Below are 17,887 nucleotides of genomic sequence, written 5' to 3'. Positions count from 1 at the left end.
CCGTGACATGAAAGGCAAGAGAAGAAGCACGAGATCAAGCACGAGAAGAAGACAGAGAACCACGCTGCTGACGGCCCTGCTCCTGATCGCGGGTCTGGGCACCACCGCCGTCCCGGCACACGCCGACCCGCCGTACCCCTTCCGCAATCCCGCCCTCCCGGCGGCCGCCCGGGTCTCCGACCTGCTCTCCCGCCTCACCCTCGACGAGAAGATCTCCCTGCTCCACCAGTACGAGCCCGCGATCCCCCGCCTCGGCATCCAGTCCTTCCGCACCGGCACCGAGGCCCTGCACGGCGTCGCCTGGCTCGGCAAGGCCACCGTCTTCCCGCAGGCCGTCGGGCTGGCCTCGACCTGGGACCCGGCACTGATCCGGCAGGTCGGCTCGGCGGTCGGCGACGAGGCGCGCGGCTTCCAGCAGACCCGCCCGGCCGGCTGGGGCCTCAATCTGTGGGCGCCCGTGGTGAACCTGCTGCGCGACCCGCGCTGGGGCCGCAACGAGGAGGGCTACTCCGAGGACCCGTACCTCACCGGCTCCATCTCGACGGCGTACGGTACGGGCCTGACCGGCGGCGACCCGGACCATCTGAAGACGGCCCCGACGCTGAAGCACTTCCTCGCCAACAACAACGAGGCGGGCCGGGACACGACCTCCTCCGAACTGCGCCCACGCGTGCTGAAGGAGTACGACGAGCAGGCCTTCGAGCCCGCGATCGAGGCGGATGCGGCGACGGGCGTGATGTCCTCGTACAACCTCGTCAACGGCCGCCCGAACACCGTGAATCCGGCCCTCGACGACACCGTCCGCAACTGGACCTCCCAGCGGCTGCTCAATGTGACGGACGCCTTCGCCCCGGGGAACCTGGTCGGCAGCCAGAAGTACTACGGCACCCAGGCGGAGGCGGACGCGGCGGCACTGAAGGCCGGCATCGACAGCTTCACGGACAACGACACGGACTCCGGCCCGACGACGAGCGCGATCAAGTCGGCACTGTCCACGGGCCTGTTGAAGGAGTCGGACGTCGACAGGGCGGCGGGCGATGTGCTGAGCATCCGGGTCCGGCTCGGCGAGTTCGACCCGGGCGGCGGGAAGTACGGCTCGATCGACGCGTCCGTCATCGACAGCCCCGCCCATCGCGCGCTGGCCCGCGAGGCGGCGACCGAGGCTGCGGTCCTGCTGAAGAACGACAGTGCGCTGCCGCTGAAGAAGACGGGCAGTGCCGCCGTCGTCGGCCCGCTCGCCGACACCCTCTACACGGACTGGTACTCCGGCACGCTCCCCTACACGGTCACGCCGAAGGACGGCATCGAGTCGAAGCTCGGCACCCCGGTCACGAGCAGCGAGGGCGTGGACCGGATCGCCCTGAAGGACGCGGCGACGGGCAAGTACGTGACGGCGGGGACGGGCGCGGCGGGCGCCCCTCTGAAGGAGACGGCGGATTCCGGTACGGGCGCCCAGTTCGACGTATTCGACTGGGGCTCCGGCATCGTGACCCTGCGCTCCGCGGCGAACGGCAAGTACGTCGGCTACAACTGGTCGAACTTCGTCAACGACCAGACCCAGCCGAACGGTTGGTTCGTCCAGCAGCAGTTCAAGCTGGAGCGTCAGGACGACGGCACCTGTCTGCTCCGCTACGCCGGCTACGAGACCGCCGAGTCCTGGTGGTCGAACCCGGTCTACCTCGGCCCGACCGGCACGGACGGCACCCTCGGACTGGTCGCCAAGGACCAGGCGGCCCACTACACGAAGGACGTGGTCCGCAGCGGTGTCGACGAGGCCGTCGCCGCCGTCAGGGGCAAGGACCAGGCCGTCGTGGTGGTCGGCTCGGACCCGTCCATCAACGGCCGCGAGGCCCACGACCGCACGGACATGGCGCTGGCACCGTCACAGGAAGCCCTGGTCAAGGCGGTGCACGCGGCCAACCCGCACACGGTCGTGATCGTCGAGAACAGTTACCCGACCACCCTCGGCGCCCTCCAGAAGGAGGTCCCCGCCATCCTCTGGACGACCCACGCCGGCCAGGAGACGGGCAACGCCCTCGCCGACATCCTCTACGGCGACGCCGACCCGTCCGGCCGCCTCACCCAGACCTGGTACCGCTCCGACGCCGACCTCCCGCCGATCCTCGACTACGACATCATCAAGTCCGACCGCACCTACCAGTACTTCAAGGGTCAGGCGCTCTATCCCTTCGGCTACGGCCTCTCCTACACGACCTTCCGCTACGGCGACCTGAAGCGCGTCGCCGGCGGCTACGAGGTGGCCGTCACGAACACGGGCACCCGCACCGGCGACGAGGTCGTACAGCTCTACACCCACCAGCGCGCCTCCCGCGACAAACAGCCCCTCAAGCAGCTCAAGGCGTTCCAGCGCGTCTCACTGGCCCCCGGCGAGACCCGCACGGTGAAGCTGAAACTACGGCAGCCGGACCTCGCCCACTGGGATGTCACCCGCTCCAAGTGGGCAGTGGAGAGCGGCACTTACGACATCCTGGCGGGCTCGTCGTCCACGGACATCCGCGCCCGCGCGACCTGGCAGGTGAAGGGAGAGACCATCCCGCCGCGGAACCTGTCGAAGGCCACCCGCGCAGAGAACTTCGACGACTACTCCGCCGTCCACCTCGTCGACGAGTCCAAGGCGAGCGGTACGGCGGTGTCGGCGGCCTCCGACGGCGCGTGGCTGGAGTTCGCAGGCACCCAACTGGGGGCGGGTACGGGCGAGTTCAGTGCACGCGTCGCCGGGACGTCGTCCGGCACGGTCGAGGTGCGGCTCGGCTCACCGACCGGCACCCTCGCCGGCACCGCGCACTTCGCGGGCACATCGTCGCCGTACGACTACACGACGGTGACCACGAAGCTGTCGGGCGCGGCGAGGGGCCGTACGGACGTCTATCTGGTCCTGAGCAAGGACGTACGCCTGTCGACGTTCACCCTGCGCTGAGCCCCCAGGTGAGCCCGAGCCGGTAGGCGGCGCAGAGGTTCACATCGAGGAGGTAGGCCCCGGCAGTCCCGCACTGTGTGGTGCCGCTGCCGGGGTCCACGGGCTGCCCGTGACCCATGCCGGTGATGCTGTACGTCTCGACGACGGCTCTGCCGCTTCCGTCCGTGTAGATCTGATGCGGATACCCGGCGACGGTGTCACTCACGTCCGCCGTCTGATCGGCCCCGTGCACATCGGTCCACTGCTTCATCAGGTCGGTCATGTTGACGGGCTTGACGGTGTAGTCGGCACTGCCCTGGAAGACGGTGAGTGTCGGCCACGGCCCGCCGTACCCGGGCCGGGCCGCCCGCACCCGGTCGCCCCACTGCTTCGCCGTCTGCGTGGCCCCGACATACATGCACACATACGGCGACCCGGCGGCCTGCGCACACCCGTACGGCAGCCCGGCGACGACCCCGCCCGCGGCGAACTTCTCCGGGTAGTCCGCCATCATCACGGCCGTCATGCCACCACCGGCGGACAGTCCGGTGACATACACGCGCGAGGCGTCGCCGCCGACATCGGCGAGCTGCCGGTCCACCATCTGCGCGACGCTCGCGGCCTCGCCCTGCCCCCGCTCGATGTCCCCGCTCTGGAACCAGTCGAAGCAGGACGCGGAGTTGTTGGCGGTGCTCTGCTGCGGCAGCACCACCGAGAACCCCCATCGATCGGCGAGCTGAATCCACCCGCTCCCGGCCCCGTACCCGGCGGCGTCCTGTGTGCACCCGTGCAGCGCGACGACGACGGGCCGCCCGGACGGCAGCCCGTCGGGGACATAGCGGAACATGCGCAGCGCTCCCGGGTTGGATCCGAACCCGGTGACTTCCTGGAGGGAGACGGCAGCCGCCCTGCCGGGGGTGAGCAGGGCGGCGATCAGGGCGATCAGGAGGGTCGCGAGGACTGTGACGTGACGTGCGGCTCTGGTCTGTGTCATGAGGAGGGACCGTAGAAGCGTGAACGACCCCCGGATATGTGGTCGGGCACCATAAAAAGAGCCCCTGACCTGGGCAGGTCAGAGGCTCTTCAACATGGGATGAGTGGAGATGGCGGGAATCGAACCCGCGTCCAACGGTGCAGAATCAGGGCTTCTCCGTGTGCAGTTCGCTGCGATTTTCTCGGCCCCGGCGATCACGCGAACAAGTCGCCGACGGGCCCAGTCACTGTTTGATTTCCCATCGAACCCCGTGACCGGGCTCGATGGTTTAGTCCCCTAGATTATGCCAGGGTCCGGGTCGGGAACATCCCCGGGCTGACACCCGTTAAGGGCCTTCACTCACTGCTTATTAGGCAGCGAGGGCGAAGGCGCGGGAATCGCTCTTGGAATTGGCGATTATTGGTTGCGACATATGGTTAACGAGATCATTGCCGCTTCCTCGACACGCTTCCCCTGCTTCGACAGCCGCTGTCGAAACCGATCATCCCCATGTTTTGTTTTCAATGCTCACACCGGGCTCAACCGGTGTTGATGCCATCGTACGGGACCAACGCCCGACGATGCCAGTCAATTCCCGGCTACGCGCCCCGCTGCCTGCGCTTCGCCGCCGCGATCGCCCGGTCCGACTCCCGCCGGTCCTGCTGCTCCCGCAGGGTCTGCCGCTTGTCGTACTCCTTCTTGCCTCGCGCAAGGGCGATCTCGGCCTTCGCCCTGCCGTCCTTGAAGTACAGCGCGAGGGGCACGATCGTGTGACCCGTCTCCTGGGCCTTGGACTCCAGCTTGTCGATCTCCTCGCGGTGCAGCAGCAGCTTGCGCTTGCGGCGCGCGGAGTGGTTGGTCCAGCTGCCCTGGTGATACTCCGGGATGTGGGCGTTGTGCAGCCACGCCTCACCCCGGTCGATCTGGACGAAGCCGTCCGTCAGCGAGGTCCGTCCTTCGCGCAGCGACTTGACCTCGGTGCCGGTCAGCACGAGCCCGGCCTCGTAGGTGTCGACGATCGCGTAGTCGTGCCGGGCCTTCTTGTTCTGGGCGACGATCTTGCGCTTGCCGCCCTTCTCACCGTCCCTGGCCTTGGCGGCCGCCCCACCCTGCTTGGGCTGGGACTCCTTCGGTACATACATTCCCTTGCTCATAGTGCCGTCCATTTTCGCACTACGGAGGGGGGTGTGGGCCAGCCTTTAACCGGCGGCTGGACAGCGCCCCTAAAGGGGCGCGGGGAACTGCGCGACCAGCCACGACGGCGCCGCAGCCGCGCGACGGCCGCTCCTGGCAACTCAGTCGGCGTCGCCCAAACCACTGAGCACGGTCTCGGCCCGCTGCACAGCGACCGTCGAGTCGGCCTGCGCGACATCCAGGTCAGGGGTGATACCCCGCCCGTCGACGCTGCGACCGCCCGGCGTGCGATAGTGCCCAACCGTCAACTCGGCGACCGACCCCCCAGCCAGCCGGCTAGGCATCTGCACCGAGCCCTTGCCAAAGGTGCGGGAGCCCACGACCACCGCACGCCCGCGATCCTGCAGGGCCCCGGTGAGGAGCTCGGCCGCGCTCATCGTGCCGCCGTCGACGAGCGCGACCAGGGGTCTGGTGGTGTCGCCGCCGGCGTCGGCGTGCAGGGCCTGCTGCTCGCCGTGGACGTCGTACGTGGCGACGAGGCCGCCGTCGAGAAAGGCGGAGGCGCAGGTCACGGCCTCGGTGACCAGGCCGCCGGAGTTGCCGCGCAGGTCGAGGATGACCCCGGCGCCGACGGGAGCCTGCCGTACAGCGGTGCGGACGACGTCACCGGACCCCTTGGTGAACGCGGCGATCCTGATGACGGTGACCCCGCCGGCGAGTTTTCGAACGGCTACCGAATCGGTGGACAGAAGGGCGCGGCGCAGGGTCTCGATCCACGCGCGCGTGCCGCGCTGCAGACCGAGCCGCACCGCCGTACCGGCGGCTGCGTCCGTGGCGTCGCCGCGCAGTAACGACACGACCTCGGTGACGGGCTGCCCGTCGACCTTCTCGCCGTCGATGCTGCGCAGCCGGTCGCCCTTGTGGATCCCGGCGGCGGCCGCGGGCGAGCCGGCGGCCACCTTGGTCACCTCGATACGGCCGTCCCGCTCGCGCCTGGCCCACAGGCCGACGCCGGTGTACTGGCCGTCGAGGGCCTCCTCGAACTCCTGGTACTCGCCCTCGGAGTAGACGGCCCCCCAGCGGTCCCCGCTGCGGCTGACCGCGCGCTCGGCGGCCTCCATCGGGGACTTGCCGTCGGCCATGGCCTCCTCGGCGGCCTTGGCCACGTCCTCGTGATGACCGGCGGGCACGGCCGAACGGGCCGCGCCGGACGCGGATTTCCGGTCGCCCTCGGAGAAGGAGCCGGTCGCCGCACCGGCCACGAGCACGCTCGCGAAGACCAATGTCAGGACGGCCCCGCGGCGGATGCGGCGGGGCTGGCAGAACAGGTCACGGCCTGACATGCCGGTGAGTCTAGGACAACGCGAAGGGCCGTATGGCCGGTTGACCGTACGGCCCTCTTGGCATGCGTCACACCTTCAGGTACTTGCGCAGCGCGAAGAACGCGGCAAGCGCGGGCATCAGCAGACTCGTGGCGAGGATGAGCGGCAGCTTCGTCAACACGGCGTCCCAGCCGATGAAGTTGATCAGATTCAGCTTGTGGGACAGGTCCAGGCCGTGGTCGATGATGAAGTACCGCGCGACCACCAGGAACCCGCAGGCGACCGTCCCGCCGATGAGCCCGGCGACCGCCGCCTCCATGATGAACGGCGCCTGGATGTAGAACCCGGAGGCACCGACCAGCCGCATGATCCCGGTCTCCCGGCGCCGGCTGAACGCGGACACGCGCACGGTGTTGACGATCAGCATCAGCGCGACGACGAGCATCAGCGCCATCACGGCCCGCGCGGCCCAGTTCATGCCGTTGAGCAGCCCGAACAGGTTGTCCAGGATCCCCTTCTGGTCCTGCACGGACTGCACGCCGTCGCGCCCGTCGAAGGCGGTCGCGATGACCTGGTACTTCTCCGGGTCCTTCAGCTTGATCCGGTACGACTCCTGCATCTGGTCCGGCGTGAGGGAACTGGCCAGCGGGGAGTCGCCGAACTGCTCCTTGTAGTGCTTGTACGCCGCGTCCTGCGACTCGTAGGTGATCTTCTGGACGACCGTCGTCATCTTGTCCAGGTCGGCGAGGATCTGCTTCTTCTGGTCGTCCGTGACCGCGCCCTTGGCGCAGTTGGGGTCGGACTGGGCGTCGCTCTTGTTGCAGAGGAAGATCGAGACGTTGACCTTGTCGTACCAGTAGCCCTTCATGGTGCTGACCTGGTCGCTCATCAGGAGCGACCCGCCGAACAGTGCAAGGGACAGGGCGACGGAGACGATGACCGCGAAGGTCATGGTCAGATTGCGGCGGAGACCGACACCGATCTCGGAGAGTACGAACTGGGCGCGCATGGCGTCTTCTTCAGGCCTTTCCGTGGACGGTCGCGGTCAGTGCTGGTAGCCGTAGACGCCGCGTGCCTGGTCGCGGACGAGGCGGCCCTTCTCCAGCTCGATGACGCGCTTGCGCATCTGGTCCACGATGTTCTGGTCGTGCGTCGCCATCACCACGGTGGTGCCGGTCCGGTTGATCCGGTCGAGCAGCTTCATGATGCCGACGGAGGTCTGCGGGTCGAGGTTGCCGGTGGGCTCGTCGGCGATGAGCAGCTTCGGCCGGTTGACGAACGCGCGCGCAATCGCGACTCGCTGCTGCTCACCACCGGACAGCTCGCCGGGCATCCGGTCCTCCTTGCCGCCGAGCCCGACGAGGTCGAGCACCTGCGGCACGGACTTGCGGATCTCACCGCGCGACTTCCCGATGACCTCCTGCGCGAAGGCGACGTTCTCCGCCACCGTCTTGTTCGGCAGGAGCCGGAAGTCCTGGAACACCGTCCCCAACTGGCGCCGCATGTGCGGCACCTTCCAGTTGGAGAGGCGCGCGAGGTCCTTGCCCAGGACGTGCACCTGGCCATGACTGGTCCGCTCCTCGCGGAGGATCAGCCGCAGGAAGGTGGACTTTCCGGAGCCGGAGGACCCCACGAGAAACACAAACTCGCCCTTCTCCACTTCCAGGGAGACATCCCTGAGTGCAGGACGGTTCTGCTTGGGGTAGACCTTGGAGACGTTGTCGAATCGGATCACGGATGCACCACGGGTCGCCGGGGGTAGATGAGCGTGACCATACGCGAGTCGGGCGCAGGAGCGCAGGCGCCGGTTGCGGTTGGGAGCAGGTTGTGCCTTTTGTGCCGGGGTGGGCAGCGATTTTAAGGGGCGCGGGGCTGTATCAATCAGCGGCTCCGCCGCGGGGCGCGATCAACCCCCACCGGCCCGCAGCCGCGTGACAACCCCCACGCACCCCCTGAGAGCGACCCCCGCGCACCCTCCGGAGGAACCTGGCACAGTAGAGAGGGGAACGTTCTCCCACCCGGAGCCGTTCTCCCAGTGAACGTACTGGCAAGGAGGGCGAGCGCATGACGTACGACCGGCTGGTGTGCGCGAACTGCGCGGCGCCCGTGAGCGAGGGCCGGTGCCCCGTGTGCCGCGCGAACCGCGAGCGGCTGCAGCAGGAGAACTTCTTCGCGGGACTCAACCCCATGGCGCTGATCGCACTGCTGGCGGTGCTGATCGCGGCGGTGGCGCTGCTGGCGCACCAGACCGCGTAGGGCGCGGCACAGGGGCACTGAGACGCCCGAGGGGCCCGGAGCGATGCACGCTCCGGGCCCCTCGTCGTACGTTGTCGCACACTTTGCGTGTGCGCACGGCTACCGTCAGGCAGCCGCACCGCCACGGCCGCCCACGAGGCGCGGCAGAATGCGGAAGCCGACGCCACCGGCGATCATGGTGGCGGCGCCGACGATCAGGAAGGCCGTCTGACCGGCACCGGTCTCGGCGAGCTGCTGGCCGTTGCCCTTGGTCTGGGTCGAGGTCTCCGAGCCCGTGTCCTGGAGGGCCGAGGAGCCCTCGTCCTGGGCGGAGGTGCCGGAGTTGCCGTCGGGGTTGGTGTTGGAGTTGCCACCACCGTTGTGCCCGTTGCCGTTCCCGTTGCCATTCCCATTGCCGTTGCCGTTCCCGTTGCCCGGGTCGGTCGGCGCGGTGGTCGGGTTGTCCGTGGGCTGCGAGGTGGGCTCGGTCGGCTCCTGCGTCGGCTCGGTCGGCTCGCCGGTGGGCTCCGTCGGGAGGTCCGTCGGCAGACCGGTCGGGGCCGGGTCCGTCGGCAGGTCGGTCGGCGCCGGGTCGGTCGGCGCGGGCGTGATGCAGATGCCCAGCAGCCCGCAGTCGTCGGCGGATGCGACACCCGCGGCGGTCAGCGAGGCGCCGGCGGCGATCACGGCACCCGCGGCAATCCGCGCGACACGGATCCGCGTCTTGTTCGTCATGTGGTTGCTACCCCCAGTAGCTCATCGTCAGTTGGGCGGCGCTCGGGGGTCGTGATCGACGGAGGTGGCTGCGCTGCAAAATTCCCCCGGTTCACATGCGCCCCAGAGATACGCATGCCGCGCTTTACCCTTCCCATTTTTCAAAGCAACGTCAAGGCCGTTGCGTGCGCAATGTCCACTTGCGTCTTGTTTACATCGAGTTGGAACCTGTGAGTGTGATGTAAAACCCAGACAAACAGCAACTGCCGCCCACAGGGCGGCAGTTGTCAAGTCGATAAAGTCACTTCGCTCGGCTACTTCTCCTGCTGCTTGCGCCAGCGAATTCCGGCCTCCAGGAACCCGTCGATCTCGCCGTTGAACACGGCCTCGGGGTTGCCGACTTCGAAGTCGGTGCGCAGGTCCTTGACCATCTGGTACGGGTGCAGGACGTACGAACGCATCTGGTTGCCCCAGGAGTTGCCGCCGTCGCCCTTCAGGGCGTCCATCTTGGCCTGCTCCTCCTGGCGGCGCCGCTCGAGCAGCTTGGCCTGGAGGACGTTCATCGCGGTCGCCTTGTTCTGGATCTGCGACCGCTCGTTCTGGCAGGAGACGACGATGCCGGTGGGGAGGTGGGTGAGGCGCACCGCGGAGTCGGTGGTGTTCACGCCCTGGCCGCCGGGGCCCGAGGACCGGTACACGTCCACGCGCAGCTCGGTCTCGTCGATCTCGATGTGGTCGGTCTGCTCGACCACCGGGAGCACCTCGACGCCCGCGAAGGAGGTCTGGCGGCGCCCCTGGTTGTCGAAGGGCGAGATGCGCACGAGCCGGTGGGTGCCCTGCTCGACCGAGAGCGTGCCGTAGGCGTACGGCACCTGCACGGCGAAGGTGGTCGACTTGATGCCGGCCTCTTCCGCGTACGACGTCTCGATGAGCTCGGTCTTGTAGCCCTTCTGCTCCGCCCAGCGCAGGTACATCCGCTGGAGCTTCTCCGCGAAGTCGGCGGCGTCGACGCCACCGGCCTCGGCGCGGATGTTGACGAGCGCCTCACGGGAGTCGTACTCACCGCTCAGGAGCGTCCGGACCTCCATCTCGTCCAGCGCCTTCTTGACGGCGGTGAGCTCGGACTCGGCCTCGGCACGGGTGTCCGGGTCGTCCTCCTCCTCGGCCATCTCGAAGAGCACGGAGAGATCGTCGATCCGCCCGCGCAGTGCCTCGGCCTTCCTGACCTCGGCCTGCAGGTGGCTCAGCTTGCTGGTGATCTTCTGCGCCTCGTCCGGGTTGTCCCACAGGGACGGCGCGGCCGCCTGCTCCTCGAGCACGGCGATGTCTGCCCTCAGCCTGTCGAGGTCCAGAACGGCCTCGATCGACTCCATGGTCGAGGAGAGGGACTTGAGCTCTTCGGATACATCGACGACTGCCACGCCTCCAGCGTAACGGCTCCGCCAAGCGGGGAGTGTCTGGCCGCCGGGCTGGGCTGTGGCCGGGGGTGTCGGGGCCGTCCGCTGGGGGCTGCCGCCCCCAGACCCCCGCTTCGGCCCTTAAGGGGCCTCGTCCTCAAACGCCGGACGGGCTGAGATGCCGCGACCGGAGCTGACCAGTCACGGTGACGCCGGTGCCGAGTGCTTCGAGTCCTGCGGTGTCGCCCCCGCGTCGTCACCCGACGTCGCCAGCCACGTGCCCACGCCGGCCGCCGCGACCAGCGCCACCGCGGCCGCCCCCAGCACCACCCGCCGCCGTCTCGTCACCGCCCGGTGCCGGGCGGAACCCGGCCGCGGGGCGCCCGTCGCGCGCGGTACCCGGGCCGTTCCTCGTGCGCCGCCGGCCAGCTCGTCGGGGGCCGGGACCCTCATCGACGTATGGGTGTCCCGGTTGGAATCGGCCGGCTTCGCGCCCGGGACCAGCGGGACCGCGCCGCGCCGTACCCGGTCACGGGCGGGTGCCGCGGTCTCCCCGGCCACCGTCTCCGACTCCTCCGCCGGCTCCACGTCCGGTTCGTCCACGTCCAGCGGCGGCATCCCCGCCACCAGCGGCAGCAGCTCCCGCAGGCGTGCGCCCAGCTCCGAGGCGCGCAGCCGGGAGGCCGGTGCCTTGGCCAGGCACTGCACGAGCAGCTGCCACAGCTCGTCCGGGATGCCCGGCAGCGGGACCACGGTCTCCGTGACATGCCGCCGCAGCACGGCGCCGGGGTGGCCGCCGCCGAACGGTGTGAAGCCCGCCAGCAGCTCGTAGAGGACCGTTGCGAGGGCGTAGATGTCCACCGCCGCGCGCGGGGGCAGGCCCTCCACGATCTCCGGGGCCAGATAGTCGGGCGTGCCGATGATCTTCGTCGCGCGGGTGCGGCGCGGGGAGTCGATCAGCTTGGCCACGCCGAAGTCGGTCAGGAGGGCCGGGTGGGAGCCGCCGGGGCCCAGCGGCCCCTGCATGTCCAGCAGTACGTTCTCCGGCTTGACGTCCCGGTGCACGACGCCCGCCGCGTGTGCGGCCGCGAGTCCGTCCGCAACGTCGGCCACGATCGCCACCGCCGCCGCGGGCGCGAGCCGCCGGTCGCGGTCGAGGCGGGTGCGCAGATCGGTGCCGCGGACCAGGTCCATGACCAGCGCGAGATCGTTGCCGTCCACCACCAGATCACGTACGGAGACGACGTTCGGGTGGTCGAGGCCGAGCAGCGCCGTGCGCTCCTGCACAAAGCGTCCGACGAGCTCCTGGTCGGAGGCGAGATCCTCGCGCAGCAGCTTGATGGCAACGGGCCCCTCGGGCCCCTCGCCCAGCCACACCGTGCCGGCGCTGCCCCGCCCCAGGATCTGGTTCGCGGTGTACCGGCTGCCGATCTTCCGTGCCAAGACTGCTCCTACCAGACGCGTGTGTCGCTAAAGCTACGCGTCCGAGGAGCCAACCTTCACCGCAGAGACGGAAATCACCCGCCAGGTGTCGACAAATCACCAAGCTCGCTGCTCAGTTGCCGCCGCTGCCGCCTTTGTTGCCGACCAGATCGCCCAGTTTCCCGATCCAGCCGGTCACTGTGTTGAACATGTCGGAGAGCTGCTGCCAGTAGCTCTTGGTGGTACCGATCCACTCCTGGAGCGGGCTCAGCTCCCAGACCAGCCAGCCCGCGACGAACAGGATGATGATCGTGAACAGGCAACCCTTCAGGCAGCCGAGCCCCGGGATCTTCATCGGGTTGGCGCTGCGCTGCCGCGGCTGCCGGGGCTCCCGCGGCTCATGGGCGGGCTGCTGGGGCTGCTGCGGAGGCGCGTACCGCTGGGGCTGCTGGTGCTGCGGCGGGGCGTACTGCTGCGGCTGTTGCTGCTGCGGATAGCCGTAGGCCTGCTGCGGTCGCTGCTGCTGGGGGCGCTGCTGCGGGCGGGCGACCTGGCGCTGGGGGCGGCGGCGCAGCGGATCGTCGTCGGGGTTGACGTACTGCTGGACCTGCGTCTGCTCGTTGCGGTCGCGGGCGGCGCGCAGCTGGTTCTGCCAGGGGTGCGGCTGCTCGGGCTGCTGCCCCGGCTGCCCCGGCTGCCCCGGCTGCCCCTGGGGCATCGGCGGCATGACCGCGGTCGGGTCCGCCGCCCCCGTGTTCGGGAGTACGGCCGTGGGGTCGGCGGCGCCGACCGGTCCGGGTCCGCCGGTGTGGGGCAGATAGCTGGTCGCGGCGTTCGGGTCGTACGAGGCACCCGCGCCGTGCGGCAGGACCTGTGTGGGGTCGGCCGAGCCGGGGACGGCGGCCGGCATCGGGTCGGGGGCCAGCAGGGCGCCGACGGACTCCGCGGCGGCGATCTGCGCGGAGTTCGCATGCACGCCGATGCCCTCGGCGACCACGCGCAGGGCGCGCCCGAGGTTCTCGGCGCTGGGCCGTTCGTCCGGGTTCTTGCGCAGGCAGCGCTCTATGACCGTCCAGAGCGGGTCGGGGACCGTGGACGGGCGGCGCGGCTCGGCGCTCAGGTGCTGGTGCAGTACTTCCAGGGCCGATCCGCCGCCGAACGGGGGACGGCCGGTGACCAGCTCGTACATCAGGATGCCGGCGCCGTAGATGTCGACGGCGGAGGTCTGCGGGCGGCCCTCGGCGCTCTCCGGTGCGACGTACGCGGGCGTGCCGACGAACTCGTGCGTGCGGGTCAGGCCCGGGGAGTCGGCGAGGCGGGCGATGCCGAAGTCGGTGAGCATCGGGTGCATCTGGCCGCTGTTCTGCTTGAGCAGGACGTTGGCCGGCTTCAGATCGCGGTGCACGACGCCGTCGGCATGGCTGGCGGCGAGCGCGTCGGCGATCTGGGCAGTGAGGAGAGCCGCGCCGACGGGGCTGAAGGGGCCGTTCTCGCGCAGGTAGCGGTGCAGGTCGGGGCCCTCGACGAGGTCCATGACCAGCGCCAGCAGATCGCCCTCGACCACCAGGTCACGGACCCGGACGATGTTCGGGTGGGTCAGACGCAGCAGGACCGAGCGCTCCCTGAGGAACCGCATCACGATGTCGGCGTCGTTCGCGAGCTCTTCCTTGAGAACCTTGATCGCGACGGTCTCGCCGGGCTGACCGGGCACGGCGGCCTCGGCCCCCGCGGTCTCTCGCTGGCGGGCCCGCCAGACGGTGCCCGTGGCGCCGCGTCCGAGCGGCTCCTCGAGCAGGTACTTGCTGCCTACCGGCCGCACGTCATGTGCTCCCTGCTGCTTGCTTACCGTTCCGACCCACTGTAGTGCCGCTGTGCGCGGCACCGACCTGTCGCCGTCCCAGCGTCTTACGTACGGCTCCCCGTGCATGTTCGAAGGAAAGACGCTCGACTCGGTCCGCCGGTTGCCCGAAGCGGGCGTGACCGATCTCAAGCGGTCTGCGCTATGTCATCTGTCAGGCACTTTTGCGGGCAGAGCCGACCAATCAAGATCACTTGACCCCGAGGGGCGGGCGCGTTGTCAGTGGCAGGTGCGAGGATGCCTGGAGTACTAGTACTGGCCGATGTGCTCGTGTGGGGTGGGGTAGTCCGCGCCCTCGCATGCCCGCGCAGAAGGGACCGCTGACGGCGATGCAGATCCGGCTGACCGTCGTAGACCCGCTGGGCCCGCCCGACCGGGCGCGGGGTCGCACCGCGAGCTGCGACGTGCTGCTCACGGCGCCCGCCGGCACGGCCCTGGCCGCGGTGGCGTCGGCACTGGCCTCGGCGGTCGCGGGCGACGCGCATGCCTCGGCCTCCGGCGGCGCGGTGGTGCTGTACGCGGGCGCGGAGCGCCTGGACGATCGCCGCTGCACCGTGGGCGAGCCCCCGCTGATCGACGGCGCCGTGCTCTCCCTGGGTGCCCCGGCCGAGCCCGAGCCCCACCCCGAGCTGGACGACGCCCCGACCCAGCTCCAGGTGATCGCGGGCCCGGACGCGGGCGGCGTCCACCTTCTGCACGGCGGCGAGATCCGCATCGGCCGCTCCGCCGACGCCGATGTCCCGCTCGACGACCCGGACGTCTCCCGGCTGCACTGCGCGGTCACGGTCGCCGCCGACGGCCAGGTCTCGGTCGCCGACCTCGACTCCACGAACGGCACAACTCTGGACGGCACCCGCCTGAGCAAGCGGGCGGTGCGTTTCACACCGGGCGCGCTGCTCCGTATCGGGGAGTCGGCACTGCGGGTCGCTCCGGCCGGAGGGCCGGGGGCGCGGGTGCCGACGGCTCCGGACGGGGAGGGGCATGTGCGCGTTCCCTCCGGGCGCGAGCAGGAGGCGGGGACAGCGCCGGCCCCGGCAAGCGGCACGGCGGCGCCGGAAACGACACCTCACGCGCGCGTGGCCGACGGCGGCGACATCTCCGCCACGCCCTCGCGCGGCGTACCCGCCGCCCAGGGACACGACTCCGCCGAACCCCAGCTGGTGCCCGAGCAGGGCGGGGCACCGCGCATCGAGACCAGCGTCGCAGGAGGGTTCGCGGCGGGCGGTGACACCCACGCGGGCCGGTTCGGTGCAGTCGTATGGGACTCGTCCACGGCCGCACCGGAAGACCCGAACGCCCCCGGAACGGGCGGGCGCAAGGGAACCCCGCTGCGCGGGACCGACGTGCCCCCGGGCCTGCGCAGGCGCGGGGGCCTCTCGGCGTGGGCGCGACGGTTGGCCGGCGGGCGCGGCGAGCAGCTGCCGCCCGAGGGCGAGGCGTACGACGAGGAGGACGGCCCCGATACGACGCCGGGGCCCGCGCCGCTCACCGGCCCCCAGCTCCCGGAGACCTGGCCCGACCCGGCGGCGCTGCTGCTGACGGCGCTCGGCCCGGGCCCGCGGCTGTGGGAGCGCGGGCCGGGGCACCCGGAGGCGCTCACGGTGCGGCTCGGCACGGCGGACCGGGCGGCGCCCGACGGCTCCGGGCTGCTGCCCGCGGTGCCGGTGACCGCGGATCTGCGCGAGGCCGGAGCGCTGGGCCTGGCCGGCCCCCGCACCCGGCTGTCCGGGCTGGCCCGCGCGGTGCTGGCCCAGCTCGCCGCGCTGCACTCCCCGGACGCCCTGGAGATCGTCCTGATCGCCGCGGACCGCTCACGCCCCCTGGAGGAGCGCACGGCGGAGTGGTCCTGGCTGGGCTGGCTCCCCCACCTCCGCCCCGGCCACGGCCAGGACTGCCGTCTCCTCCTCGCCTACGACCGCGAACAGGCCACGGCCCGCACCGACGAGTTGCTGCGACGCCTGGAGGACCAGCAGACGGAGGCAAGGAACGGAACAGGGCCGGCACACATGGCCGGCGGCCATTCCCCTACCCGCAGTACCGCCCGGCGGCCCTCCTGGGCGCGTACCGACGAGGGCGCGGAGGCGACGGACGGCTTCCCCGGGCCGTACAGCGTGGTCGTCGTGGACGGCGACCCCGGAGGCGCCGCGGTGCGGGAGGCGGTGGCGCGGCTGGCGCTGGAGGGACCGCGGGCCGGAATACATGTCGTCTGCCTCGCCGAGACGGTGTCGGCGTCGCCCGCGTCGCCGGTGACGGAGACGTACGAGGCGGCCTGCGCGGTGGCACCGGCGTTCCGGGACTGCGGAGCGGTGGCGCTGCTGAGCGGCGACGTGGCGACGGCGCTGCGGCTGATGCGGGTGGCGCGGACCGGTTCCGGGGCCCCCGGAAGCGGGACCGCGGACCGGACACCGACGCCGCCGGCCCCGGCCGAACCGCCCGCACCGACAGACACGCACACCATGCCCATGCCCGCGCCGGCACCCATAGCCCCGGCCGCCGCCCCACTCACGGGTACGACCCACCCCGGCCCCATGGGCCCCGGCACCGTGGCCGCCGTGGACGCCGTCTCCCTCGCCTGGGCCGAGCGGTTCGCGCGGGCGCTGGCGCCGCTCAGGACGGACGGTTCCGGCACCGAGCGGCACGCACGCGTGTCGGTGCCGTTGCCCCAAGCGGCGCGGCTGCTGGACGAGTTGGGGCTCGCAAGGGCCACCCCGGCGTCGCTGATGGCGCGTTGGGCGGACGCGGCGGACGACGCGCAGGCGCTCGGCGGGCGGGCCTGGGCCGTGCTCGGGGCCGGTCCGCGCGGCCCGGTCAGCGCGGATCTCGCCGCCGACGGCCCGCACCTGCTGATCGAGGGCCCGCCGGGCAGCGGACGTACGGAGCTGCTGCGGGCCGTGGTCGCCTCGCTGGCCGCGGCCGAGCGCCCCGACCGGCTGGGCATCGTCCTGATGGACGGCCGGGACAGCGTGGGCGCGGGCGGCGGCCACGGCGACGGCCTGCGCGTCTGTACGGACGTCCCGCACGTGACGACCCATCTCACCGCCAACGACCCTGTCCGGATGCGGGAGTTCGCCCAGTCCCTGAGCGCCGAGCTGAAACGCCGGGCCGAGCTGCTGGGCCGCTCCGCGTTCACCGAGTGGCACAGGGGCCGGGAGCTGTCGGGCCGCATCGTGTCCCAGCGGGCGACCGGAGCGACCGCATCCGGCGACCTGGAATCCCCGCCCAGCTCGACGATACGGCTGCGCCCGGGAGCGGCGCGCCGACAGACGGAGGCAGCACCACCGCTCCCCCGGCTCGTGGTGGTCGTGGACGACCTGGACGCCCTGGTCTCCCCCGCACTCGGCTCACCGGGCCGCCCGGCCGCGGGTTCCGTCATGCGGGCGCTGGAGGCGGTGGCCCGCGAGGGCGAGCAACTCGGCGTCCACATGGTGGCCGCGACCGCCCCCGGGGGCCGTACGGCGGACACGGAACCGGCCCGGAAGGCCACCCTCCGCGTGACCCTCGACGCCCTGGGCACCGGCCCCGACGAACCGGCACCGGGCCGCGGCAGCCTGACCCGCCCCGACGGCAGGACGACCCCCTTCCAGGGCGGCCGCGTCACCGGCCGCATCCCCCGCACGGCAACCCTCCGCCCCACGGTCGTCCCCCTGGACTGGCAGCGCATGGGCGACCCCCCGACCCGCAGACCCGTACGAGAACTGGGCAACGGCCCGACGGATCTGGCGTTGCTGGCCAGCGCACTGGAGCGGGCGGCGCGGGAGGTTTCAGCATCTGAAGTCCCGTCACTTCTGTAGCGCCGGTCTGTGTACCCAGCCCGTCCGGCGTTTGAGGACGAGGCCTTTCGGGCCGATGGGGGGTCTGGGGGCACAGCCCCCAGGGCCGCGCACCCCCACGCGCCTGCATACCGGCCCAACCGCC

Annotated in this window: 12 protein-coding genes and 1 other RNA gene; 3 read left to right on the top strand and 10 right to left on the bottom strand. The window is 70.9% G+C overall.

Features of this window, described 5'->3' with window-relative positions; translation table 11 throughout:
* Positions 1-7 precede the first annotated feature (7 nt).
* Positions 8-2,938: a glycoside hydrolase family 3 protein gene (locus tag P2Q00_RS13965; protein WP_275772765.1), complete on the top strand. Its 2,931-nt coding sequence runs from the start codon at positions 8-10 to the stop codon at positions 2,936-2,938.
* On the opposite strand, the gene P2Q00_RS13960 is transcribed toward P2Q00_RS13965, so the two are convergent.
* From P2Q00_RS13960 to ftsE, 6 genes are all read right to left on the bottom strand, one after another.
* Positions 2,925-3,911, bottom strand: coding sequence for an extracellular catalytic domain type 1 short-chain-length polyhydroxyalkanoate depolymerase (locus P2Q00_RS13960; protein WP_275772764.1), 987 nt, complete (start codon positions 3,909-3,911; stop codon positions 2,925-2,927). The genes P2Q00_RS13965 and P2Q00_RS13960 overlap by 14 nt on opposite strands.
* Positions 3,912-4,012: 101 nt before the next feature.
* Positions 4,013-4,400, bottom strand: a transfer-messenger RNA (tmRNA) gene (ssrA, locus tag P2Q00_RS13955).
* Positions 4,401-4,489: 89 nt separating this feature from the next.
* The gene (smpB, locus tag P2Q00_RS13950) at positions 4,490-5,032 is read right to left on the bottom strand and encodes an SsrA-binding protein SmpB (RefSeq protein WP_275773164.1); all 543 of its coding nucleotides are present in this window, start codon (positions 5,030-5,032) and stop codon (positions 4,490-4,492) included.
* A gap of 153 nt (positions 5,033-5,185) precedes the next feature.
* Positions 5,186-6,367, bottom strand: a complete 1,182-nt coding sequence (locus tag P2Q00_RS13945; RefSeq protein ID WP_275772763.1) for a S41 family peptidase — start codon at positions 6,365-6,367, stop codon at positions 5,186-5,188.
* A 67-nt stretch (positions 6,368-6,434) separates the two neighbouring features.
* Positions 6,435-7,355, bottom strand: a complete 921-nt coding sequence (gene ftsX, locus P2Q00_RS13940; protein WP_275772762.1) for a permease-like cell division protein FtsX — start codon at positions 7,353-7,355, stop codon at positions 6,435-6,437.
* Between the two features lie 36 nt (positions 7,356-7,391).
* Complete coding sequence (ftsE, locus tag P2Q00_RS13935; protein WP_275772761.1) at positions 7,392-8,081, bottom strand: cell division ATP-binding protein FtsE; 690 nt, start codon at positions 8,079-8,081, stop codon at positions 7,392-7,394.
* A 329-nt stretch (positions 8,082-8,410) separates the two neighbouring features.
* Between ftsE and P2Q00_RS13930 the strand changes: the two genes are divergently transcribed.
* On the top strand, positions 8,411-8,602 hold the full coding sequence (locus tag P2Q00_RS13930) for a hypothetical protein (protein WP_016438128.1): 192 nt from the start codon (positions 8,411-8,413) through the stop codon (positions 8,600-8,602).
* Positions 8,603-8,707: 105 nt separating this feature from the next.
* Here P2Q00_RS13930 and P2Q00_RS13925 read toward each other — a convergent pair whose 3' ends face one another.
* From P2Q00_RS13925 to P2Q00_RS13910, 4 genes are all read right to left on the bottom strand, one after another.
* Complete coding sequence (locus P2Q00_RS13925) at positions 8,708-9,316, bottom strand: hypothetical protein (protein ID WP_275772760.1); 609 nt, start codon at positions 9,314-9,316, stop codon at positions 8,708-8,710.
* 293 nt (positions 9,317-9,609) lie between these two features.
* On the bottom strand, positions 9,610-10,716 hold the full coding sequence (gene prfB / locus P2Q00_RS13920; RefSeq protein WP_275772759.1) for a peptide chain release factor 2: 1,107 nt from the start codon (positions 10,714-10,716) through the stop codon (positions 9,610-9,612).
* 177 nt (positions 10,717-10,893) lie between these two features.
* Positions 10,894-12,135, bottom strand: coding sequence for a serine/threonine-protein kinase (locus P2Q00_RS13915; protein ID WP_275772758.1), 1,242 nt, complete (start codon positions 12,133-12,135; stop codon positions 10,894-10,896).
* A 112-nt stretch (positions 12,136-12,247) separates the two neighbouring features.
* Positions 12,248-13,933: a serine/threonine-protein kinase gene (locus P2Q00_RS13910; protein WP_275772757.1), complete on the bottom strand. Its 1,686-nt coding sequence runs from the start codon at positions 13,931-13,933 to the stop codon at positions 12,248-12,250.
* 368 nt (positions 13,934-14,301) lie between these two features.
* Between P2Q00_RS13910 and P2Q00_RS13905 the strand changes: the two genes are divergently transcribed.
* Positions 14,302-17,763: an FHA domain-containing protein gene (locus P2Q00_RS13905; protein WP_275773163.1), complete on the top strand. Its 3,462-nt coding sequence runs from the start codon at positions 14,302-14,304 to the stop codon at positions 17,761-17,763.
* The last annotated feature ends 124 nt before the right edge of the window (positions 17,764-17,887 follow it).

The organism is Streptomyces coacervatus, assembly GCF_029223485.1.
Classification (GTDB): Bacteria; Actinomycetota; Actinomycetes; order Streptomycetales; family Streptomycetaceae; genus Streptomyces; species Streptomyces coacervatus.
This window is presented reverse-complemented; position numbering and strand designations above follow the sequence as displayed.